This window comes from Paenibacillus sp. BSR1-1 (assembly GCF_030403775.1).
Taxonomy (GTDB): Bacteria; Bacillota; Bacilli; order Bacillales; family Cytobacillaceae; genus Neobacillus.
In genome coordinates this window covers 82,609-105,794 of sequence record NZ_JAQMWQ010000008.1, presented here as the reverse complement: position 1 = coordinate 105,794, position 23,186 = coordinate 82,609, and the positions used below count along the sequence as shown (strand labels likewise).

At 38.9% G+C, this 23,186-nt stretch carries 24 protein-coding genes and 2 pseudogenes; 21 read left to right on the top strand and 5 right to left on the bottom strand.

Annotation, left to right across the window (positions count from 1 at the left end; genetic code table 11):
• Positions 1 to 386 precede the first annotated feature (386 nt).
• Positions 387 to 1,163, bottom strand: a complete 777-nt coding sequence (locus tag PH210_RS14155) for a HipA family kinase (protein WP_289986324.1) — start codon at positions 1,161 to 1,163, stop codon at positions 387 to 389.
• A gap of 273 nt (positions 1,164 to 1,436) precedes the next feature.
• On the opposite strand from PH210_RS14155, the pseudogene PH210_RS29925 reads away from it, so the two are divergent.
• From PH210_RS29925 to PH210_RS14125, 6 genes and pseudogenes are all read left to right on the top strand, one after another.
• Positions 1,437 to 1,691, top strand: a pseudogene (locus PH210_RS29925) (ATP-binding cassette domain-containing protein); the annotation flags it as partial.
• Position 1,692: 1 nt separating this feature from the next.
• Positions 1,693 to 2,004, top strand: a pseudogene (locus PH210_RS14145) (hypothetical protein); the annotation flags it as partial.
• Positions 2,005 to 2,114: 110 nt separating this feature from the next.
• Entirely contained in the window at positions 2,115 to 4,184 is a 2,070-nt protein-coding gene (locus PH210_RS14140) for a sigma-70 family RNA polymerase sigma factor (protein ID WP_289986321.1), read from the top strand.
• A 167-nt stretch (positions 4,185 to 4,351) separates the two neighbouring features.
• Positions 4,352 to 4,747, top strand: coding sequence for a VOC family protein (locus tag PH210_RS14135; protein ID WP_289986320.1), 396 nt, complete (start codon positions 4,352 to 4,354; stop codon positions 4,745 to 4,747).
• 111 nt (positions 4,748 to 4,858) lie between these two features.
• On the top strand, positions 4,859 to 5,356 hold the full coding sequence (locus tag PH210_RS14130) for a YehS family protein (RefSeq protein WP_289986318.1): 498 nt from the start codon (positions 4,859 to 4,861) through the stop codon (positions 5,354 to 5,356).
• A 12-nt stretch (positions 5,357 to 5,368) separates the two neighbouring features.
• Positions 5,369 to 6,076: a M48 family metallopeptidase gene (locus PH210_RS14125; RefSeq protein WP_289986316.1), complete on the top strand. Its 708-nt coding sequence runs from the start codon at positions 5,369 to 5,371 to the stop codon at positions 6,074 to 6,076.
• A gap of 26 nt (positions 6,077 to 6,102) precedes the next feature.
• Here PH210_RS14125 and PH210_RS14120 read toward each other — a convergent pair whose 3' ends face one another.
• Positions 6,103 to 6,603, bottom strand: a complete 501-nt coding sequence (locus PH210_RS14120) for a hypothetical protein (RefSeq protein WP_289986313.1) — start codon at positions 6,601 to 6,603, stop codon at positions 6,103 to 6,105.
• 94 nt (positions 6,604 to 6,697) lie between these two features.
• On the opposite strand from PH210_RS14120, the gene PH210_RS14115 reads away from it, so the two are divergent.
• The 10 genes from PH210_RS14115 to PH210_RS14070 all read left to right on the top strand — a co-directional run bounded on the left by PH210_RS14115 (position 6,698) and on the right by PH210_RS14070 (position 16,621).
• Positions 6,698 to 7,279 carry a vWA domain-containing protein gene (locus PH210_RS14115; RefSeq protein WP_289986311.1) on the top strand — a complete coding sequence of 194 codons (582 nt, stop codon included), beginning with the start codon at positions 6,698 to 6,700 and terminating at the stop codon, positions 7,277 to 7,279.
• A gap of 279 nt (positions 7,280 to 7,558) precedes the next feature.
• Positions 7,559 to 8,335: a transporter substrate-binding domain-containing protein gene (locus PH210_RS14110; protein WP_289986308.1), complete on the top strand. Its 777-nt coding sequence runs from the start codon at positions 7,559 to 7,561 to the stop codon at positions 8,333 to 8,335.
• Positions 8,336 to 8,397: 62 nt separating this feature from the next.
• Complete coding sequence (locus PH210_RS14105) at positions 8,398 to 9,042, top strand: amino acid ABC transporter permease (protein ID WP_289986307.1); 645 nt, start codon at positions 8,398 to 8,400, stop codon at positions 9,040 to 9,042.
• Positions 9,039 to 9,767, top strand: coding sequence for an amino acid ABC transporter ATP-binding protein (locus PH210_RS14100; protein ID WP_289986302.1), 729 nt, complete (start codon positions 9,039 to 9,041; stop codon positions 9,765 to 9,767). The genes PH210_RS14105 and PH210_RS14100 overlap by 4 nt, the downstream gene beginning before the upstream one ends.
• A gap of 112 nt (positions 9,768 to 9,879) precedes the next feature.
• Entirely contained in the window at positions 9,880 to 11,325 is a 1,446-nt protein-coding gene (locus tag PH210_RS14095; protein WP_289986301.1) for an HD-GYP domain-containing protein, read from the top strand.
• A gap of 143 nt (positions 11,326 to 11,468) precedes the next feature.
• Entirely contained in the window at positions 11,469 to 12,680 is a 1,212-nt protein-coding gene (locus tag PH210_RS14090) for an MFS transporter (RefSeq protein WP_289986300.1), read from the top strand.
• Positions 12,681 to 12,730: 50 nt separating this feature from the next.
• Positions 12,731 to 13,336, top strand: a complete 606-nt coding sequence (locus tag PH210_RS14085; RefSeq protein ID WP_289986299.1) for a class I SAM-dependent methyltransferase — start codon at positions 12,731 to 12,733, stop codon at positions 13,334 to 13,336.
• A 32-nt stretch (positions 13,337 to 13,368) separates the two neighbouring features.
• Positions 13,369 to 13,923 (top strand): histidine phosphatase family protein, encoded by a 555-nt coding sequence (locus tag PH210_RS14080; RefSeq protein WP_289986298.1) that lies wholly within the window; start codon positions 13,369 to 13,371, stop codon positions 13,921 to 13,923.
• Positions 13,902 to 14,927, top strand: a complete 1,026-nt coding sequence (locus PH210_RS14075) for a DUF418 domain-containing protein (protein ID WP_483312115.1) — start codon at positions 13,902 to 13,904, stop codon at positions 14,925 to 14,927. The genes PH210_RS14080 and PH210_RS14075 overlap by 22 nt, the downstream gene beginning before the upstream one ends.
• Before the next feature lie 233 nt (positions 14,928 to 15,160).
• On the top strand, positions 15,161 to 16,621 hold the full coding sequence (locus PH210_RS14070) for a PAS domain-containing sensor histidine kinase (RefSeq protein WP_289986294.1): 1,461 nt from the start codon (positions 15,161 to 15,163) through the stop codon (positions 16,619 to 16,621).
• Positions 16,622 to 16,676: 55 nt separating this feature from the next.
• Here the strand turns inward: PH210_RS14070 and PH210_RS14065 are convergent, their stop codons facing one another.
• Together PH210_RS14065 and PH210_RS14060 are read right to left on the bottom strand one after the other, a co-directional pair.
• Positions 16,677 to 17,213 (bottom strand): ribonuclease H-like YkuK family protein, encoded by a 537-nt coding sequence (locus tag PH210_RS14065; protein WP_289986291.1) that lies wholly within the window; start codon positions 17,211 to 17,213, stop codon positions 16,677 to 16,679.
• A gap of 103 nt (positions 17,214 to 17,316) precedes the next feature.
• Positions 17,317 to 17,820, bottom strand: coding sequence for a DinB family protein (locus PH210_RS14060; protein ID WP_289986288.1), 504 nt, complete (start codon positions 17,818 to 17,820; stop codon positions 17,317 to 17,319).
• 309 nt (positions 17,821 to 18,129) lie between these two features.
• Between PH210_RS14060 and PH210_RS14055 the strand changes: the two genes are divergently transcribed.
• Entirely contained in the window at positions 18,130 to 20,520 is a 2,391-nt protein-coding gene (locus PH210_RS14055) for a M14 family zinc carboxypeptidase (protein WP_289986285.1), read from the top strand.
• Positions 20,521 to 20,625: 105 nt separating this feature from the next.
• Here the strand turns inward: PH210_RS14055 and PH210_RS14050 are convergent, their stop codons facing one another.
• The gene (locus PH210_RS14050; protein ID WP_289986281.1) at positions 20,626 to 20,958 is read right to left on the bottom strand and encodes a chitobiase/beta-hexosaminidase C-terminal domain-containing protein; all 333 of its coding nucleotides are present in this window, start codon (positions 20,956 to 20,958) and stop codon (positions 20,626 to 20,628) included.
• Positions 20,959 to 21,163: 205 nt separating this feature from the next.
• On the opposite strand from PH210_RS14050, the gene PH210_RS29965 reads away from it, so the two are divergent.
• The 4 genes from PH210_RS29965 (at position 21,164) to PH210_RS14035 (ending at position 23,159) form a co-directional block, all read left to right on the top strand.
• Positions 21,164 to 21,334, top strand: a complete 171-nt coding sequence (locus tag PH210_RS29965; protein ID WP_502306726.1) for a hypothetical protein — start codon at positions 21,164 to 21,166, stop codon at positions 21,332 to 21,334.
• Between the two features lie 180 nt (positions 21,335 to 21,514).
• The gene (locus tag PH210_RS14045; RefSeq protein ID WP_289986278.1) at positions 21,515 to 22,441 is read left to right on the top strand and encodes a phosphotransferase family protein; all 927 of its coding nucleotides are present in this window, start codon (positions 21,515 to 21,517) and stop codon (positions 22,439 to 22,441) included.
• A 352-nt stretch (positions 22,442 to 22,793) separates the two neighbouring features.
• The gene (locus tag PH210_RS14040) at positions 22,794 to 23,003 is read left to right on the top strand and encodes a hypothetical protein (protein WP_289986277.1); all 210 of its coding nucleotides are present in this window, start codon (positions 22,794 to 22,796) and stop codon (positions 23,001 to 23,003) included.
• Positions 23,004 to 23,006: 3 nt separating this feature from the next.
• Positions 23,007 to 23,159 carry a hypothetical protein gene (locus PH210_RS14035; protein ID WP_289986276.1) on the top strand — a complete coding sequence of 51 codons (153 nt, stop codon included), beginning with the start codon at positions 23,007 to 23,009 and terminating at the stop codon, positions 23,157 to 23,159.
• Positions 23,160 to 23,186: the final 27 nt, after the last annotated feature.

The following is a 23,186-nucleotide window of genomic DNA, read 5'->3' as shown; positions in this document are numbered from 1 at the left end:
AAGTTACAAAGTATCAACGCTGGGGAAACTGTGATTCCTAAAAGGCTGGATATTAGAGGATATAATACAATGAAAAATTTGGATGTTAGTGTGAAGGTTACATTGGAATAAGATTTAGCACAAACAATCTAAGCCCCAGAAATTCTTTTAAGTTTAATTGGCTTAGCAAACTCACCAGCCCCTCATGTGTTGCCATATGCACTCTAGACATGTTGAGTGAGACGCGCAACTCATTTTAAAGAAAGGCAACTAACCCTTGTGGTTGTTGCCTATTCTTGTTCATCGAAAGGATTTAAAAAGTTGTAATGTATACGTTAACGTTATGACCATTAATGCTACCCGTTACTTTATACAACAATGAATGTAAGACTTGAGAAAATATATTTTCAGACATTCCCAAATTTCCTTATAAATTTATATACCGAATCAGCAATTGTTTTTTTCTGTTCTATGAGATAGGTAATAAGCGCTTTTCGGTCTTGAAGTGATACGTCCCAGTCCTCGGGAATTTCTCTGATCACTTCTTTGATTGACTCTTCCGGCAAAGCCAGGATTTGTTCAATATACGAAGTGACGATCTTTAAATCTTCCAGCATCCCCACTGCCCAAATATGAACGATTGAATCTTTCTTAAATCCTTTTTGTTTTTGCAGCGTTGCCGCATTCCATTTATACCCTCCCGAAAAACATTTTCCGTGATCTATCATATGAATATTATATTTGCCTCCCTGAAGCTGCTCTAAAAGAATGTTTCTTTTTGTGCGATCACGGTTATGCACCCAATGGTCGAAGACGAAAATTCCGGCTAATACCTCGTGATCGTTGATTTCATCTTTAGTCGGATGAGGAGGATTACTAGATAGGCCGATGCAATTATCTATAAATAGACTGGCAAACTGGCTGCCTGGTTTGTAATCGGAAGAATACTTTTTCGGTATAGACTTAATCTGCTCCTGTGACATTTGGACAATTTCAAATGGTACGACAGGTAAAGAAAGCAGCTGCCCTAATCTGGCGACAACGAATTCGTTGACAAGCTCCCTGGTTCCGTGGAAATTGTTTTTACATTTTACTACATAACGATTTCCGTCATTAAATAAAAATAAATGTGCAGCGCCTCCAGATAGAGTCTCCAAATATTTTACAGGTTTTAAGGACGTCATGGTTACATCATCCTCCTATTACTAGAATGTTACTTTACTATATTCAAAAGAAATGAAAGAGTATTGGACAAAAAGGATTTTTAGGCCTTTTTTCTTGTAAAAGGGCCATCCTCCAAAATGGGCGAAGATCTTAAAAAACTAGTGGGAGAAATATAAGAACTAACGGCACAGTAAAACTAGTCGTTTTGATTCGAAAAAAACTAGAGGCAGATTCATTTGAAATTGGCTAACATGGCAATACTAGATTTAGAGAATAGAGAGAGAGGATTCCCGATGAAAATAAATCAATTGATCGCCAACAATATTAACCGTTTAGATTGCCAATTGTCGGAGGATCAGACGCTCGGAATTGCTGGCTTGTCTGGATCTGGTAAAACTACCTTTTGTCAAACCATTGGTGAAGAATCCAAGAAACGTCTCGTTTCCATATAGCCTAAGGCTGAATATCAGTATTTGTTTCCAAATATAATGGAAACGAATTTTAGCGCTATCAAGATGGGGGACATGCCTTTAGTACTTTTTCTAGGGGATTAAAGCAATCCATCCGTGCCCATTCTGTAAAAGGAAGAAGGTCATTTCAGAAGATAATCTCCATGATGGTGTGTATAAATTATCGGTACCATGCGTCAGCTGTTATGCAAGCGGCATCAATGAGGAAGGGCGTAAGGAAATCGTCGATGGCGCAGAAGTACAAACATGGCTCACTGGGAAAGTAAGTGATGTTGTGGCCGAAAGCTTACTATCGGAGGATGTTGCAGATATTCCCATTTTTAATCGTATTGGTGAGTTGAATAAACGAGATATGATGGCGGTTTATCAATGCCTTGAGAGATATAAATAAGGTCAGTTAGTGAAAGAAAACTCATTTGCAATAATGAATTGCAGATGAGTTTTTATGCTATTATGAAGGTAAAGTTTGGAAGAAATGAGTCATAAGGGGGGAACATATTTATGATTCCAGAAAAAATAGATTCCATCTCAATCACTCTGATAAGAGAAAAAGGTTTGGAATTCATCTTCGATTGGTTCGAACAGCATAAACATTCGTTCTATATCCTAGGGTGGTCCTATCTTAAAAATCAGAAGGAAATAGAAGAGCTTTTTTTTCAGTCCATTATAAAAGTGCACAAAGAGCTGCCGCGATTTAAAAGAGAAGAAACTTCATTCGAAACATGGGTTACATCCATTTTCATTCATGCTTGCAGAGAGCTTTCTAATAATAGAAGTTTACAAGCTTCAGAGGAAAGTGAATCACGACATGATTTATTAAAAGCACTTGATCAATTGAAAGGGTACGAAAAAGAAGCAATTGCGCTTACATATGTAAAAGGAATCTCTCACGAGGAAGCGGCACAACTTCTCCAAGTTTCAGTGGAAAAGCTGAAAGAGCTTTTGTTTTCCGGAATCCAGTCACTTAGAAAAGAAATGGGGGATGGAACACTCTATAATGGCTGTAAGGAGTATCATAAGAATTATATCGATTACTTAGAAAGAACGCTGGATCGGCAACAAAGGATTGATTTAGAGATACATATTTATCATTGTCAAGACTGTCAGGAGGATTTGGGTACTTTTCAGGATACCATGTTTACCATGTTAAATCTTACTGAAAAGATGGAGGATTTCCATGTTCCATCCGATTTCATGGAGAACGTTAAAGCTAGGATGGCAGAAAAGGAAAAGAACAGACAACAGAAGAACAAGAAACGTACAAAAATGGGAACCGTTTTTGCAAGTTTTTTTGCAATATTAATAGCTATAGAAGTTTTTACAGGGTATTTTACCAAAGTCTACTATACATGGACTGAAGAAAATCAAGAGTTGCGTACCTTTCTGCAACAGGACCTGGGTGAAAGGCTGAGCTTGGAAGCGGAAAGCAATGGAGTGAAAATTAAAATCAAAGGCGCGGTTGCTGATGGTGTTCAGACACTTGTTTTTTATCAAATAGAAGATACAGCTAAAGATAATCAATATGTGATAGAGCCTCAAGAGGGTTTTTCTGTGGAGAACGAACATGAAATCATGAATAATGAAACATATCCAAGGTTCTATCCTCCTGACCTTAAATCGGATGAAAATAATAAAGAAAAGAATGTATATCATGGAAAGATAGGTCTGCTGCCACTCAAATCGGATAACGGGACAATCAAACTTAAGATAAAAAAACTTCAGAAATTGAATCGTGATTCCTCTGACCGGAATGGTTTGGGGACGCACATGGAGTATAAAACAGGGGAGTGGAACTTCGAGATCCCTGTAACAAGAAGGCCTTCGATCGAATATGCATTGGATCAAGAAACAGAAGTCGAGGGGATCCCGGTTCGATTTGATAAACTAATCATTGCTCCAACAGCGACGATTCTGCAATATGCTATCAATAATGAACAGCCTGGGAAGCGGATCGAAGTTCTTAATTTTGACAATCTTGAAGTGAACAATAAAAAAGTGAAGGCAGATATGTACGGCAGCTCGTTTATGGGTTCACAGCAAGACATGAATTGGACTACTCTCCAAACAAACTTTGACCCTTTTATTGGAGAAAAACTGAAAGAGATGACTGTTCAATTTGAATCAGTTAATTTAACGTTTGAAGATCCAAAAACCATTGAACTGGATGCTTCTAAGAAATATCCTCAAACCTTTGAATATGCTGGCAGTACAATCTCCATCGATAAGGTGGAAGTAGGACAGCCTTCCATTGTTGTCATTAGCAATCATGAAATTCAGAATCGAGCGTATGAGGCGCTTAACTTCAATATTTCGAGTGAGGATGAAAATAATCTTAGTTCAATGGAGATGAATTCTGAAGGAGTGCTCGTTGATAAAAACGGGGTTGAATACGATAACGATACGCCTGTCCCATATGATGAAATCGAACTGCCCCGTCAATTCTTAACAGTTCAAAGTATGTTGTTACAGGGTAACAATACTGGAGAAAAAGTGATTCCCAAAAGGCTGGAGATTTATGGATATAATACAACGAAATATTTGGATGATGTTGTGAAAATTTCGTTGGAATAAAATGTGATGCTACTTACACTCTAGTTTTTTAGAATTATATTATTAAATTCATAATTAAGTTGTAATAGGATTGAATATTTTTACAAATTTTTCACGATAATAGAGAGGAAATTGAAAGCGGGCATTGAATGATTTAAGAGAATTTTTATAGAAAATAGGAGGTAATCATGGGGAGATTAGTTCATTTCGAAATCCATGTGGGAGACATGGAACGGGCAAAGAAGTTTTACGGTGAGGTGTTCGGCTGGACATTCCAGGATTGGAGTGAGTATGCGGGTATGCCTTACTTTGGAGCCGTGACTGGTGATGAAAATCAACTTGGAATCAATGGGGCATTGATGCAGCGTCAAAGTGCTCCACCAGAACCAAATCAATCACTAAATGGTTATGCTTGTACAATGGGTGTGGAAAACTACGATGTAACGGAATCTAAAATTCTAGAGAATGGCGGTAAGGTAGCGATGGCAAAGTACGCCTTGCCTGGAATGGCATGGCAAGGATACTATTTAGATACTGAAGGAAATATATTTGGGATTCATCAGCCGGATGCGAATGCGAAATAGAATTTTTTCATAAGCATCGACTTTTAGCTGCTGGATTGCACCAAGATAGCTTGATATAATAGTGCCTGTTGCCTTTGGTGACAGGCATTATTTTAAAATTGGAGGTCTATTGTGGATAATAACGATATTTTAATTCGCTTGAGATATGCGCTGGAAATAAAAAATAAAGAAATGGCTGAAATATTTAAGCTTGGCGGCGTGGAAATGTCCGTTCCAGAAGTGATAAAGATTCTTACAAAATCAGATGATGATGAACCGGAAAATGACGATCAAATCAAATGTAATAACAGTATGTTCGATTCCTTCTTAAATGGCTTTATTATTTCTAAAAGAGGAAAACAAGAATCCAAACCAGGACAGCCTGAAACACCCGCACCAGTATCACCCAAGAGCGTAAACGTTAATAATCTCCTGTTAAAGAAAGTAAAAATAGCTTTATCTTTAACGACTGAGGATATGCTGGATATATTCGATAAAGCCGGAATCACCGTGTCAAAAGGAGAACTCGGCGCTTTATTAAGGAAAGAAGGGCATAAAAATTATAAAGAGTGCGGCGATAAATTCGCAAGGAATTTCTTAAAAGGTCTAGCTATCAAATACAGGGGATAAGGCATTAAAGTTATGATACATACCTACTCTGGTAAGACGATACGTTTTGAGATAAAGTACAAAAACCGAACCTCTATAGGTATTATGATAGATAGTTATGGAAATATTGAAGTCCTAGCTCCAAAAGGGACGCCGGATGAAAGGGCACTTCAATTATTAGAGGATAATTGGGATCTCATTCAGCAAAAATTAAAAGAAATGAAGGATAGGCTGCAAGGGCCGCAGCAAAAGGTCTATGAGCCTGGGGAGAGCTTTCTTTATTTAGGGAACAACTATCCAATACAGATTTTTCGTGAGAACAATATAGAACATGACTATGTAGTGTTTGAAGGTGATAAGTTACATATATTTGTAACGCAGCTAGAAGATGAGAAAATAAAACACGCATTGAGGCGCTTCTATTATCAGCAGTGCAAAGCCTTAGTAGAGAAGAGTATCTCATTTTATCAAAGCCACTTCAAAACAAAACCTCGTTCTATTCGTATCACGGATAGCAAAACTACCTGGGGAACCTGTGATTCGAGGCATCAGTTAACCTTTAATTGGAGACTGGCAATGGCACCGCAGGAGGTAATTGACTATGTGGTCGTGCACGAAATGTGTCATATGATCCATCTGAATCACGACCGCTCCTTCTGGCGCCTTGTTGGAAAGATCATGCCTGATTATAAGGAACAAGAAAACTGGCTGACTTTATCAAACTGGAAAATGACAGTTTAGGGAGTCAACGATAAGGGTCAAGCTCATCACTCTGCCACCCCGGCTAACGGTTTCAAACTGAAGTAGTCCAAGGCCTGATTAACCGAAAGAATATCAAATGTTTTTTTCTCTATGCAAAATTGTATGACTAAATCAAATGTTTCACTGTCAGATAAAGAGAAACCGGCTGAACTTAACAGTTTTTCGGTTTCTTTTTTATTTAGTTCAAGAGCCAGCGCCAAAGCAATCGCGGTATTTTTTCCAGGCCGATATTCGGGGTTCGAGCGAATTTTGGAGAAATGTCTGCGGTCAATTCCTGCCTTTTTATAGACTTCAGAGTCACTAGCTCCTTTTTTATCAATAAGGGTGAACAATGTCTGATTAAAGGTTGGCTTACGCTTGATTTTAATAAAATCCTCAATCTCACTATTTTGTAGTTCCTCAGAAAAAATAATTCCTTCTATATGACTTTCTGTTTTAAAATCCACAATGTTTAAGTGGGCTTCAACATATTCCTGCAATTCTATTAAAAGCTTCTTATCAAGCATAACTTCCCCTCCAAAAATGTCGCCTATGAAGCGACCAAATAATGGATGAACTCAAATAATATTATAGTATAAACAAATTGAAAGGATGATAGAAATGAACAAGAATTTAACAGAGATTATTTTCCTGCTGGATCGAAGCGGGTCGATGAGTGGTCTTGAAAGTGATACGATTGGCGGGTTTAATGCTTTTATTGAAAAACAGAGACAATTGGCAGGCGAAACTATCGTGACAACTGTGCTTTTCGATGATCAGTATGAAATTTTATGGAATGGCATCGATGCCCAAAAAGCGAGATTAACGGATAAGGAATATTATGTTAGAGGCTGCACCGCACTGCTGGATGCAGTTGGGAAGACAATTTTGAATGTAGGTTATCGATTATCCAGCACGAGCAAGGATCAAAGACCTGGTAAAGTCATTTTTGTCATTACAACTGACGGGATGGAAAATGCCAGCCGCGAATACACCTATAAAAAGGTGAAAGAGCTAATCCAACACCAACAGGAGAAGTATAATTGGGAATTCATCTTCCTCGGCGCCAACATTGATACCGAGAAAGAGGCGGGCAGCCTTGGAATTGGTATGGAAAATGCTTATAGCTTTGAGGCTTCGGAAATAGGTGTGGAAGTAATGTACGATGTGGTATGTAAAGCAGTATCTGAAATGAGACAATGAAAAAGTAAACAAAAGCCCTATTACCTAAAAAGTAGTAGGGCTTTTGTTTTAACAATATTATTCAAAATTTATTTTGTATTCAAATTACTATTTGTAATACCTCTTAAAATATAGCAGCGACAATGGTACAGCATGCTCTTAGTATATTTATTTACTAAAAGGAATTTATATTCCAATAATTTTTACTTTTTAAAAGATTAATAACTATGCTATATTAGTAAGGGAAATTCAATATATTCTGCAAAAAAGAATTATCAAAAAAATATAGGGGTGACTTAAATGAAGAAATTGGGTTTATTAAGCTTGTTTCTGATTCTATCAATCTTTATTGCTGCTTGTGGAAGCACTGATACAAAAAGTGGAAAAGAAGAAAAAGGCGGCGGCAAAGTATATAAAGTTGGTGTCGATACGACATATCCTCCGTTTGAATTTAAAGAAGGTAACGATTATAAAGGAATTGATATTGATTTAATCAATGCGATTGCGAAAAACCAAGGCTTTAAAATTGAACTTTCCCCAATGGATTTCGGCGGAATTATCCCAGCTATGCAAGCGAATCAATTAGATGTTGCTATTGCTGGTATGAGTATTACGGATGAAAGAAAGAAAGTAGTCGATTTCTCAACACCGTATTTTGATGCAGGACTAACAGTGGTTGTAAAAAATGATAATTCAACTATTAAATCTGTTGATGACCTAAAAGGCAAAACTGTTGCAGTTAAAAAAGGAACAACTGGTGCGAAATATGCACAGGATAATGCAGCTAAGCTAGGAATCAATGTTGTTCAATTTAACGACAGCCCAGCAATGTTCCAAGAAGTATCAAACGGAAATGCTGATGCACTTATTGAAGATTACCCAGTAATCTCTTATGCTATTGCCCAAAAAGACCTTGGCTTAAAAATCGTTGGTGACCGCTTAAATGGAGACCAATATGGAATTGCCGTATTAAAAGGACAAAATCAAGATCTTTTGAAAAAAATTGACAAAGGTCTTGCTGAGCTGAAGAAAGATGGAACTTACGATAAAATCATTAAAACTTATCTTGGTGAATAATAGATAGCCAAACTTAATGCGCGCGAACCTGCGCGCTTTCTTTTTGAAAGGGGATGATTAGGATGGATATAATTTCAGCAGCACTGCCTATATTATTAAAAGGGCTTCAAGTAACCCTCTATATATTTGTAATAGCTATTATTCTAGGTTTTTTAATTGGTTTGGTTGTGGCCTTATTACGATTAGCCCCAATAAAGATTTTGAACTGGATTGCAAAGATATATGTTGACGCGATTCGCGGAACACCATTTATTGTGCAATTGTTCTTTATTTATTTTGGTGTCAATTCCCTTCATATAGTGTCATTGAATAGTACAACGGCTGGGATTATCACAGTTGCCATCAATGCAGGGGCATATTTTGCTGAGATCATTCGCGCTGGTATTCAGTCAATTGATAAAGGGCAAACGGAAGCCGCAAGATCGATTGGTTTTACAGCCTCCCAAACGATGCGCTATGTCGTGCTTCCGCAGGCTTTTAGGAGAATGCTTCCTACCATCACGAACCAGTCTATTATCAGCTTAAAGGATACGTCTCTTTTATCTGTTATCGGGATAGCCGATTTAACACAGCAAGGACAAATTCAGGCTTCAGCAACTTTTGAAGCGTTCAAAATTTGGCTGGCTGTCGGTGTGATTTATTTTATCATTATCTATTTATTAACTATTCTTGCTAATTTCATCGAAAGGAGGATTCAGCTTCGATGAGTATTATCACTGTTAAAAACTTAAGAAAATCGTTTGGAAAAGTAGAGGTTTTAAAAGATATTAATGCCGCAGTCAAAGAAAAAGAGGTAGTTTGTGTAATCGGTCCTTCCGGATCGGGAAAAAGTACCTTCCTCCGCTGTTTAAATCGCCTTGAAGAGATTTCAGGCGGCGAGGTGGTTATTAACGGACATGATATCACGGATTCAAAAATCAATATTAATAAAGTAAGGCAAGAGGTTGGGATGGTTTTTCAGCAGTTCAATCTCTTCCCGCATAAATCGGTGTTAGAAAATATTACGATGGGTCCAATTAAAATCCTCGGAACTGAGAAAGCAGAAGCGGAAAAATTAGCCATTGAGTTATTAGGTAAGGTAGGCCTGCGTGAAAAGGCCAGCAGCTATCCAGGAGAACTTTCCGGGGGGCAAAAACAGCGTGTTGCCATTGCAAGAGCACTGGCTATGAATCCGAAAATCATGCTATTTGATGAGCCAACCTCTGCACTAGACCCAGAAATGGTTGGAGATGTTTTGGAAGTCATGAAACAGCTCGCAAAAGAAGGAATGACCATGGTGGTTGTTACCCATGAGATGGGCTTTGCCAGAGAGGTTGGCGATCGAGTCATTTTCATGGATGGGGGATATATTGTAGAAGAAAATATACCAAATGAACTATTCAGTAACCCTCAGCATGAGCGTACAAAGGCATTTTTAAGTAAGGTGCTTTAAGGTTAAATTAGTTGAATATTTTCAAAAAAACCCAGTCATTTGACTGGGTTTTAGTTTTAATTGGAGTGCTGCAGCATATGATTGAATATCTGCTCGTTTTTGGAGGATGGTTATGAAGTCTTACAGCTTTTTGTGGCCGTTGATTGCTGCGTCGTTTCCCTACTTATTATTTGAGGCTTTTCATCAAGGCATATTAAAAGATGAATTTCTCCGGGTGCCGAGGGGGCATTTTTATATCGTCAGTCTCGTATCCCTTCTGGCAAGTTTTATCGCAATTGCTGTTGGGATTGCCGGTGTAAGAATCCGCAATATAAAAGTTAGTTTTCTATCACTCTCTTTCTTCTCACTTGGGATAATGTTTTCGATTCATGGATTGGGAACTCCGGATTTCTTTCTGGATGCCTACCATTTGCCTGCTATTGCAGCCCAATTAAGCGTGTTATTGGCAACGGTTTGGATGTGGTTGTCTTCGCTGCCTTCGGACAACCCTCTAGTAACTTTTTTAGCAAAACGGCAGCGATGGCTGCTTCCGTTATGGACGCCAGTGCTAGTCACTTTTTCGATCATCGGAATCCTGAATCCTCATCTTACCCATATTATTCCATTACATGTAATGCCGTTAAATGCGATTTTGACGATTGTCATACTGTTATTAAATGGCATGACAGCTTATCGCTATTATCAATCCTATTTATTTACACGATTTCCGTTACAATTATCGATTGTATATAGTTCCGGCTGGTTCATTGCGTCGCAGCTTATTATGGTAAGAGGGACGGAATGGAACCTAAGCTGGTGGATTTATCACTTCTTATTACTCGCCTCGATGATTGTTATGATTACCGGACTCATCAAACAGTATGGCGTGAAAGGGACTCTAGCGGAATCGATTCGCTCCCTTTATACAACCGACCCTTTCGAACGAGTGATGAACAGTATTGGACAAAGTGTCAAAGCTTTAGTGAATGCTACTGAAAAAAAGGATCTCTATACAGTAGGCCATACCTTCAGGGTTACCTTGTATGCGCTGCAACTTGCAGAAGAACTTGGATTGAACCCGGAACAGCTGCGCGCGATTGTTCAGGGAGGGCTTGTTCATGATGTCGGAAAAATTAGTGTCCCCGATGCGATTTTAAATAAACCAGGAAAGCTAGAGCCAGACGAAAGGGCTATTATCGAAAAGCACCCTTTAGATGGCTACGAGATTTGCAGGGAGCTTGGCTTTATGATGGAAGAGCTGGGAATTATCCGCTCCCATCATGAAAAATGGGATGGCAGCGGTTATCCGGACCGATTAAAAGGCGAAGACATACCCTTCTTTGCTAGAATTATGGCTGTTGCTGATGTTTATGATGCTCTCACGTCAGAACGTTCTTACCGTAAAGCCTGGCCCCATTCGGAAGCGATGAAACTTTTAATCGAAAACAAGGGCACCCATTTTGATCCGATTTGTGTAGATGCCTGGGAAAAGCTTTGTTTGCGAAGTCCATCTGTTTATCAGTATCCAGCGCAGGTAATCAAGGATGAATTGGCTATCCGCCAGATTTCTTCTTTATAAATAATAACGGCATGACTCCAACAGTGGAATCATGCCGTTTTTTCTTTTGTAACATTGACTCAGGGTGGTTCCTAATTCATTGAATTTTATCTCATTGAAGAGTAAAGTGATAAAGGAATAAATAAAATGAGAGAAGGATTTCTTTGGGAAAGCTTCAACAAGGGACAACCGCATTTCGTAAAGCAAATCTTGCCCTTTTTGCAGGGGGCTTTGTTACATTTTCCATTCTTTATGACGTACAGCCGCTTATGCCGATTTTCTCAAAAGAGTTTGGTGTGCGTGCTGCTACGGGGAGTCTAACGTTATCAGTCACTACGTTTACTCTCGCCATATTCATGCTGGTTACCAGTTCATTTTCTGAGGCATGGGGACGAAAAATTATCATGGCGGCTTCATTAATTTTATCCTCACTTATTGTTATTGTTACGGCTTTTAGCCCTGATTTTGGGTCATTACTGGCATTCCGTGTACTACAAGGAGTTGTTCTTGCGGGCCTTCCCGCCATTGCGATGGCCTATCTCGGAGAAGAGGTCGAACCAAATAGTTTGGGAGTGGCAATGGGACTTTATATAAGCGGCAATTCTATCGGAGGAATGGCTGGGAGAATTATTACAGGCTCAGTTACGGACTTTTTTTCGTGGCGGATTGCCATGGGCAGCATCGGTGTTATCAGCCTATTGTTAAGTATCTGGTTTTGGCTGAATTTGCCGGAATCACGAAACTTTAAACCAAAACCCTTGAATTTAAAAGGGTTATTTGTTTCTTTGTTCCGTCATTTGAGGGATCCAGCTTTACTATGTTTATTTGGAATTGCGTTTATCTTAATGGGAAGCTTTGTTACCTTATTTAATTATATTGGCTTTCAATTGCTGGAGCCGCCTTATCAGTTAAGCCAGACCATTATCGGATGGATTTTTATCGTTTATTTAACAGGTACCTTCAGTTCAACTTGGATGGGACGATTATCTGATTCGCTAGGGCGCCGAAAAGTCCTTTGGATTGGACTTTTGATTATGCTTTTTGGAGCGGTATTAACCTTAGGTGAACCGTTAGTATTAAAAATATTCGGGATTGCCGCTTTTACCTTTGGCTTTTTCGGCTCACATTCAATTGCCTCAAGCTGGGTAGGGCAAAGAGCGAAAACGGAAAAAGCTCAGGCTTCCTCGCTATATTTATTTTTTTACTACAGTGGCTCAAGTATAGCAGGGGCGGCCGGAGGATTTTTCTGGGCACAATATGGCTGGGCTGGAGTTATTGGTTTTATCATTATCCTGCTTCTTTGCGCCTTCCCATTATCCGTTAAGCTTTCTTCGGCTTCAGTTTCATCGAATGCCATACGTGTAAAAAATAAGTAACATCCATTACCACAGCAATCTGCCTAATCATGCATACACAGGAGTCAACTATGAAAGAACATTATTACGACAAATTGTTTAATATTAAAACAAAGGGATATCCAAAGGATGTCCACAAATCCTTGCATTATCATCGTTATGAACCAACTCCCTATAGTGCATTAGAGGTGCTTTTTCAACATTACAAATTAAAAAGCAGCGATTATATTGTGGACTTTGGCAGTGGAAAAGGTCGTTTGAATTTTTACATACATTATTTATTTCATGCCCATGTCCTCGGGGTGGAGTTAGACGAATCACTTTTTAAAGATGCAATTGAAAATCGAAAAAGTTATGCAAGGAAACATAACGGTATCGATCATATTCACTTTGTTTGCTGCCTAGCTGAGGAATATCAGATTAAACCACTAGAAAATCGGTTTTATTTTTTTAATCCGTTTTCGATTCAAGTTTTCCGGAATATTATCAACAATATTTTACGGTCTGTGGAAGACGCAGTGCGTGATGTGGAAATAGTATTATATTATCCTTCTGAGGATTATATATATTTTTTAGAAAACCAGACGGCTTTTGAAATGATATTGGAAATTAAATTGCCTCATGTTTATGAACATAATCCCAATGAGAGATTTTTAATCTATCGGTTGGAATATTAAAAATGGGATGACATGTTTTGGGGGGATTTGGAATGAAAAGAATTTATGTCATTAGGCATTGTGAGGCAGAGGAACAGCAGCTGGAGGCGCGGTTAACATCTAAAGGGGGGCAACAGGCTGAGACATTAGCGAGATTTCTTTCAAATAAAGATATTGAAAGAATCATATCGAGTCCATTTGTTCGGGCTATTCAATCGATACAGCCTTTGGCAGAGCAGAAAGATATGATGGTTGAGCTCGATGAACGGTTATCTGAGAGGATATTGAGTACCCAATATTTACCTGATTGGCTTGAAAAGCTAAAGGAAACCTTTGATGATCTAGAGTTGAAATTTGATGGCGGGGAGTCTAGCGGAGAAGCGATGAACCGTGTTGTAAGTGTGGTTAAGGAAGTTGTGCAAAGTGATGTGGAAAACACGCTTATCGTGACACATGGGAATTTAATGTCGTTACTCTTAAAGAACTTCCAGTCAGGCTTTGGGTTTGAGGAATGGCGAAATTTGAGTAACCCAGACGTGTTTCTTCTGCAGTTTTTAGAAAATGATGAAGTGACAGTTGAACGATTATGGGTGTCAGATACCGTTTAGGAAGGAATGCGATGGATATAAGTAATCGGATTGATACACTTGATTATTTACGAGGCTTTGCCCTTATGGGAATTATCCTCGTCAATATTATTCCTTTGCTTTCAGTAGCACCGCCGGAACCTGGTTCACTGGATGCTTCTTATTGGAGATTTCTCTATTTGTTTGTGGAGGGCCGTTTTTACACCATCTTTACTTTTTTGTTTGGTGTCGGGTTTTATCTTTTTATCAGCCGAGCCAATGCAAAAGGAAAAAAGGGCCATATTTTGTTTTTACGAAGGATATTGATTTTGTTTATTTTTGGTTTAATTCATGTCCAGTTTCAGCAGGGGGAAGCTTTATCGATTTATGCTATTTGCGGTCTTTTTATATTGCCTTTTTATAAAGCAAATAAAATCGTTAACCTTGTGTTCGGAACTGTCATGCTGATTGTATTAAGTTTTTTTTCGAACAAAATCTTTATGGTTGTACCACTTATGCTATTAGGAATTGCTGCCGGACAGTTTCAGGTGTTTGAAAGGATTTCTAATCGTTTGAAAACAATTGTTACTTTTACAAGTATTATGACTGTATTAAGTGGATTGGGATTGATCTATCAGTATCAGAATTTGCCGGTAATGGGGGCTGAGAATGACCCTGAGGTGCAAAGGTTCTTCAATATTGGAATTACAATTGGTCCAATTGTCTCAGCTTTTTATATTGGGCTATTCATTTTGTTATTGCAAATTCCAATTGTGCGAAAGGTTCTCTCTCCTTTGAAAAGCTATGGCAGGATGGCACTGACGAACTATGTTTCGCAAACAGGCCTAATTTTGCTAGCAGGGGAGGCCCTTAATTTATTTAACCGAATCACATATGTCCAGTCCTTTTTTCTATGTATGGCCATTTATATTATCCAGTTGATTTTCAGCACTTTATGGCTCCGCTTCTTTCGATTCGGCCCGTTCGAGTGGATTTGGCGGATGGTAACATACCTTCAAGTACCCCCAATACTAAAAAAAGAATGAGGCCAGTTTCCTTTCCTATAGAAACCGCCTCTTTCTCAAACAAAAATAAAATTCCCAAAAACAAAACAAAAACAACAAACTGTCCGCCTGCAGTGGACAAAATTGGATGAATGTCCTTTTGTGGTGCCTGACACCATAGATAATAATATTCAAAAATTTCTCTTTTCTTTATCGTATTATTCTGTAAAATGGATATGATGAATGAGAATAATTGATTGTTTGGGGAGATCTCTATGTCGAAGAGTTTTCAGATATTTGGTGAAGCAAATGAATCTGTCATCTATAATCCTGATGAGTTAATCGATCTTTTTCTAGATTGTACAGTCGATGGAATTTGTTTAGTCGATATGGACAATCGTTTTATTCGAATAAACCGGATGTATACTAAAATATTTGGTTATACCGAGGAAGATATCATTGGGAAGAGATTTACTGAATTCCCGAATCCTGAAATAGTGATCGAAATAATAGAGGCCGTCAAACGGGGAAAAGCTTTTCATGATATAGTAACACAGCGTTTCCATAAAGATGGAACCGTTCTTGATATCGCTGTATCCTATTCTCCTTTCCGAAACTCTAATGGAGATATTATCGCCATAATGGCCATTTACCGTGATATTACAGGGCACCTGAATACTGAAAGGGAATTAAAAAGAACACGGGAGCTATATGAACTAATTACTGAAAACACCTCTGATATGATCAAGGTTTATACGAAAGATAAAAAGATTCTATATGCTTCTCCATCTCATGAGAAAGGGATTGGGTATACTCCAGAGCAATTAGTTGGTAAAAATGTCTATGATATTATCTTTCCTGAGGATAAAGAATATTTTGACACCGTAGTTCAAAACTTAATTGATACTGGAGAACCACAGCTGTTTCAAATTAGGATTAAAACCGTTGATAACGATGTAATCTATTCTGAAACTAATATTTCACCGATTTATAACGAGCAAAAAGAAATTGATTCATTTGTGGCAGTTGGAAGGAATATAACAGACAGGGTAAAAAACGACGATGCTCTTCGCAATTTAGACCGACTATCAATCATTGGCCAGCTGGCTGCAGGCGTGGCGCATGAAATTCGCAATCCTTTAACCTCATTAAAGGGCTTTTCAAAACTATTGAAAAGTACGAGTGAGAAGGGTAAACAAGATAACTACTTATCTATTATTATGAACGAACTAGACCGAATTGATATGATTGTAAATGAGTTTATGTCCTTAGCAAAACCGCAGGCCATTCAATTTGAGAAGGAAAATTTAATAGGGATATTAGATAGTACGATTAATGTTCTACATCCGCAGGCGTTACTACATAATGTTCAAATCAAGAGGGCGTATCTATTGGGTGATATTGAGTTACTTTGCAGTCCGCACCAATTAAAGCAGGTGTTTGTCAATTTCCTTAAGAATGCTATTGAGTCGATGCCAAACGGCGGGAATGTACATATTAATATCCAAAAAATAGAGAACAAAAGGGTACTTGTTAGTTTTAGGGATGAAGGTATAGGGATCGATACAGAGCTCATGGGTTTTCTAGGAACTCCATTTTATACCACAAAGGATAAAGGAATTGGACTTGGACTAACTGTCAGCAACAAAATTATACAGGAACATAACGGTATAATGAAAATCGAAAGCCAGCCAGGTGTTGGCACTATAGTTAAAGTAGAATTAGAGTGTATATAATAAAGGGTGTCAGGCACCGCCCGTGGACAAATGTCCATCTGCGGTGCCTGACACCTTATTTAGTGTACCTATTGGCATAGCTGGAGGCGACGAAGGCGTCCGGTTTGATTTTGGGTTCAACTCCCATAGATTCGATGCGCGTGACCATTTCTTTTACAAATTCACTGGTCTTATTGCGTTTGCCGGCACCGATATCGATATGACCTTCTATTGTAAATGTAGCCCCTTGATAAAGATAGGGGAGAACAATGTTAATCAATTCAGTTTTTCTATCATCCGTGAACATGGACACAATCTCTTCTGTTAACGAAAGCTCGAGGGAAATCCTCTCATGTAAATGCGTCATTTTCCTTGGGACAATTACCTTTCTAATGCACGCCCAAACGCCATGTCCCTCATTTTGAATCACAATGCCCGTAATAAATATGGTCGTGGATCTATGAACCTGTGAATCTGTGCCGACCATTAAGCGGTAGTTCCCATTTGGATTTATCTTCATGAACTCGACAATCCGTTCAAAGACCTGTTCAAACGACATCCCATTCTCCTGAAGATTTTGAAACGAATAATGATAAGCTTGGGATTTTTTCATTTAAAGCACCACATCTTTCCCTTCCAATAAGAAAGTTTTGTTTCGATTCTTATTCCTATCATATGGGAAGGAATTTATAGTCGTGCAGCCTGACACCATTAAATCAAAGAATTTGCGATTTGATTTCGTTGATTTGTTCGATGTGCCTCTGTTCATGTAAATAGATAAGTTCAATCCATTGAATAAGGGGGAGTTCGCCAAAGAGAGGATGTTTTGCTGATTTATCACGCAAAATGGAATCGTTTTCAATCTTATTTAAAACGTTAAGCAGCATCGTTCTCGATTCCTTAAGCATATTGAGGATGTGGTGAATTTCAAAGGGTTCTTCACTAGGTATGACAAAACTTGGCGCGTCAACTTTCTTTGTACGGTCGGAGATACGATCGATTAAGTTTGGTTCAACCTTTGGGCTGTCCTTTTGTTTCAGAGCATAATTAATCCCATGTACAAATGATTTTTCCGCCAAATAAAGGTGATGGCATACTTGAGCCACACTCCACGCATCACTTCGTAAAACAGTATTCAATTCTTCAAAACTTAATGTAGTAATTTCATCTAATAATTGCTTCCTCGTCTCCCCCAAGTTTCCAAAAATGATTTGATTCATAAACAATCTCCCTTCAAATGATTAAATGTCCATATAGATTCCCTACTGTTTATATTCGCCTGCTTTGAAAATATTCCTTTTAAAGTGGTGTCAGGCACCATTTGTGGACATTTGTGTGTATACGGTGGACGTGGTATTTCTTTTCAATTGACTTGATGATTGTATATTTATATATGTCCTTGTGCCTAAAAATTTCCCTTATTTGTACAGGTGGTTAGTAGGATGCTATATTTTGGGATTATTACTATAATAATACAGGTAATTAAAATACATTCTTAGTTATAAAAATACATATATGGGGGGTTAATCATGAAGAAAAACACTAAGAAAAAAGCTGCTGCCAGTTTTTTGGCTGTTAGTTTAATTTCAATGGTTCCGTGGTCAACAGGTTTTGCTGAGGGCTCAAAATGGACAAACGTTAATACATACGAAGAACAGGATGGCAGCAAGTTTAATAGTGAGAACTATGATTTTGTGAAGTTCTCACAAATTGGTACAAAATTAAATGAAATTGCAAAACAATCTAATAGAATGAAAGTTGAAGTCCGTGGAAAGTCAGCGGATGGCCTTCCACTATATGTTGTCACGATTGCCGATCCAACTACACAGGGTAAGTTTGGCAAAATCCAAGCTCTAAGAAAGCAGATGTTTAAAAATCCAGGAAAGGCTCAGGATTGGATTGCGGCAAATCCAGACTTTAAAGTTCCTATTATGATTAATGGCTCCATTCATGGGACTGAATTTGTAGGAAGCGATGCGGTTCTGCAATTAATAGATCGTTTTGCCACACAAAATGACCAGGAAACAAAGGGAATTTTGGAAAATAACATTCTCATTTTTAATGTTGTGCAAAACCCTGATGGACGTGTTAATGCCACTCGTTTCAATGGTGAAGGAATTGACTTGAACCGTGACTTTATCACACAGTCACAGCCCGAAACGAAGGAAACGGTAGGGCTTATTAAAGAATGGAATCCGATGGTATTCCTAGATACCCATGGATATGTAAAGAATTACGCACCAAACCGTCAGGGATTAATTGAGCCTTGTACACCGCCGCATAATCCAAACTATGAGTACGATCTATATAACAAGTGGGCTTATCAGCAGGCTGAGGCAATGGAAGCCAATATCATGGCAGATAAAAAAGATTTTTCAGGGAATCTCTATAATAGCATGGAAGGTGTTTACGTTCCACAACGTGATGATGCTGCTGGCTGGGATGATTATCCGCCAATCTTTACACCAATGTATGCAATGTACCATGGTGCATATGGTCATACATTAGAAGCGCCAACAAATGACTTGGATGGTGTCCGCTGGCAGTATAATGCCATTATGGGTGCTCTAAAGTTTGCTACTGCAAATAAACAAGCAATGATAGCGGATCAAATTGAAATGTTTAAACGCGGAATCAATTTTGACCATCCTTTCCATCCAGATGGATTCTTCCCGAAAGCTTATATCCTGCCTGTTGATGAAAAGGACCCTACGGTAACAGATAAAGCTGTTAATCACTTACTAAACAACGATATCGAAGTGGTCCAAGCTGCAAAAGCGTTTAAAGCTGATGGAAAAACTTATCCTAAAGGAACGTATATTGTAAAAATGGATCAGGCAAAAGCTGGGTTGGCCAATACAATGCTGTGGGATGGGGAAGATATTACGGATGATACACCAGCTATGTATGATATCTCTGCATGGAGCCTGCCAGAACTTTGGGGCTTTGAAGCAGTACCAACGCAAAATTCAGTGGATGTGACATCAACCAAAGTAAATCAGGTGACAGAACAAGGTGCTGTTACCGGTAAAGGACCATATCTAATTCCGAATAGCTCCGTAAAAGCTGTTAATCTAGTAAATACCTTGCTTCAACAAGGTGTTGCTGTAAAACGTGACCAACACGGTAATTTCTACACAGAAGCTGCAGCAAATCAAATCTCTGCCGCGGTTAAAGCATCAGGCTTGCAGGTGGGATTAACAGCTGCTATTCCTGCGGATGCAGCCACACTTAATAATTTAAAAGTAGCCATTTTGAAAGACGGCGGGATGGGGAAACAACAATCCCACAGCGGAACAAAGCTTGCATTGAAACGGCTTGGCTTCCAGGTGACAGAGGTCACACCTGTTGAGGTTGCAGAAAATGGCTTGAATGGCTTCGATGTTTTTGTATATAGCGGCACAGAGAGCCTTATTTCCCTCCCAGGCAAATTAAATGCAGCCAACAAAGAATTTGGTTTCAAAAGTGATGATCAGTTTGCTTCATTCAAGGCTAATGTTTCCGAATTTCTAAGCAAGGGTGGAAAATATATTGCTGTAGGTGCAGGAGCCTCAAATGCAACGAAAACACTCGGCCTCACTGACGATACTATTAAAGTTGGCGGATCTAACTATAATGGTATTGTTAAAGTAAATTACGAAGGTACTGGCTTAACTGCTGGTTATGAAAAGAATGACCTTGGTTTCGTATATCGTCCAGTCTGGTATACAGGAACCGATAATGATGAAGTTGCGGCAACTCTAGACTCTGAAGATTTCTTTATGGCAGGACACTGGAAAAACAATAGTGATGCAAAAGGACAGGCAATAATGGTAAAAGAGAAAAATAAAGACGTTACCTTAATCGGATTAGAAGCAGGCTTCCGTGATCACACGGATTACCTATTCCGTCTATTATCAAATGCAATTTTTGAAAAATAAAACGTTATCGTTTATGTAAAAGCCCGGTTCAGCTGAGAACCGGGATTTTTACTTTTTTGATATGATAAAAAGGTTGACCACAAAAGGCCAACCTCCAAATTATTATTACTTAATTGTTAAAGTTACAGAGTTAAAGTTATTTCCTTTACTAAGTGGATTGTAATTTTTTTCAATGTTTCCGGCTGCATCAACCGCAAACCAATTGATAGTAGTGGTTTTATCAACCTTCAACGTTTCCGCATCTTCACGGATTCCACTTAACTTGATTTTTTCGGATTCAAAAGTTGGACGGCTGCCGTCGAGTGTATAGTAAATATTTGATGCCTCACTCGTTTCAAAGCTGACTTCAACCGGACCGGAGAATTTACCATTGCCAGGCACAGCTTTTGAAGAAGGCGGCTGGTGATCCTTCGAATTGTTGTAAGCCACTTTAATCATGCCTATTAAACCGTTGGCAAACTCCATGATTAAATAAGTGTGGCTCATTTTATGGGAGAATTTAAAAACATTAAAGGTTAGAGTACTTTTTGTATGAATGGCATCACAATATTTAGCTTTAGCTGCAAAAACAATTATTTGCCTATCAATCTTTATGCCTGTTCAACATTAGATAAAGAAACGATATTTTTTTGGATAGGGATGGATGGAAATGGCGAAGAGAAACCGTGGAAAAACAATCAGCTACCTGCCTTCAAATGGGCGGGGGACATGCCCATTATGCGGGAGAACAAGAATAAAGCTCCTGTACCCACACACAACTGAAACAAACGAAAAAATCAAAGTCTGTAAATACTGCCGTGAAAAAAAATATTAAACGGTCTTATAGTGTCAGGCACCACTCGAGGACAAATCCCTCCATTTGTCCTCTGAGGACGGACAATAGGTGCCTGACACCGATTTTCTGTTACTTTGTGGTTTGTTTGATTGTTCCATCATTGTTATATTAATTTAAAGAATAGAATTGGAAGAAGATTCATATGAGGGGGGACTGTTTGTGTTCGATGATTATGCATTCAGATTATCGGATAACCATTTAAAATGGGTTATAGATTCAGTGGATCGGAAGGCAAAAGTGCACTCTATTAGTCTGCTAAAAGGCGGAACGTCTTCTAGGGTATACGGTCTATCAATTCAGGGTGAACAAGGAGTCTCAGAGCTCGTTTTACGGTTATTCGACAATGAAGAATGGGTATTGGCAGAGCCAGATTTGGCCCTGCATGAAGCAGAGAGTCTAAAAAGAGCAGCACGAACGGGCATTCAGACACCAAAAATCGTTGCATATGATATAACTGGGACTTCCTGTAAAGTGCCAACTGTGCTGATGACGAGGCTCCCGGGCATTGTAGAACTAAGTCCGGCAAATATGAATCTATGGCTGGACGGTCTTGCTGAAACATTAGTTCAGATACACTCCGTGGACGTGAAAGACTTTCCATGGTCCTACAACCCCTACGTGGATATCAACTCCTTGGATATCCCCACTTGGACAAGCTGTCCATACTTATGGAAAAAGGCGATTAATCGAATAAGAGAACCTCGTCCCTACACTAAGCAGTGCTTCATCCATCGGGATTATCATCCGGCTAATGTTTTATGGGAAGGGCATGAAATCAGCGGGGTAGTTGATTGGGTAAATGCCTGCCGGGGTCCTGCTGGGATTGATGTTGGCCACTGCCGGTTGAATTTAGCTCTTTTATACGGCACTCACATAGCGGACGCATTCTTAGCAGCATATCAAAGGCACGCAGGTACCATAGACTTCAAATATGATCCTTATTGGGACATCCTGTCCTTAATTGAAATACTCCCGGGACCGCCACAAGTTTATTCCGGCTGGACAGCATTTGGAATCACAGGACTAACCGACGAAATGATGATCCAACGCGCGGACCAATACATACAAAGCCTGATTGCAGACTAAGTTGTGAAGTGTCCACCCCACGTGGACAAAAACGTAAAATGTCTTTTAATGGTGCCTGACACCAACAACAATAAAAAAAGTGGTCTAACTATTCTACATAGGTTAGACCACTTTTTCGTTTAGTAAGCCGTTGATGACGGATACTTTGTTTCTTCCTAGTTGTTTGGATTGGAGCATGAGTTCATCGGGGCAGATCCTATTGTGGTAGATATAGAAGGGGAATCCTCTCTTGATATAGCAAACTCATACGGTAAAGACAAGATGGTAACATTACTTTTGAAATATGGAACTAAATAGAGAATTAAAGTGATGAAAATGCGGCTTACAATATTAAATGGAAGGAGGGGGTTATATGTCATTTCCACGCCCAGATGAAGACTCAAAAGCATTTTTCTCTACTGTTATTCCTGTGGATCCCCGAATCAATATAAAGCCGATGTTCGGCAACCTAGCGAGCTTTATTAATGGCAATATGTCCGCAGGATTATTTGGCCCGCAAATTTTCGTAAGACTACAAGAGCGTCTTCGTCTTTTAGAGGAACAAGGGGCAACGGAGTTTTAACCTATGCCAGGCAGGCCGATGAAAGAGTATGTTGCGCTGCCGGAAAAATGGAGGGAAGAGCCTGATAAAATAAAGGAATGGATTCAGAGATCTATAACCTGGGTAGAAACCATGCCTGAAAAAGTACCAAAGAAAAAGAAAAGTAAAGAGAAATAAATAACGCTAATAGTAGGAAAAACTAGC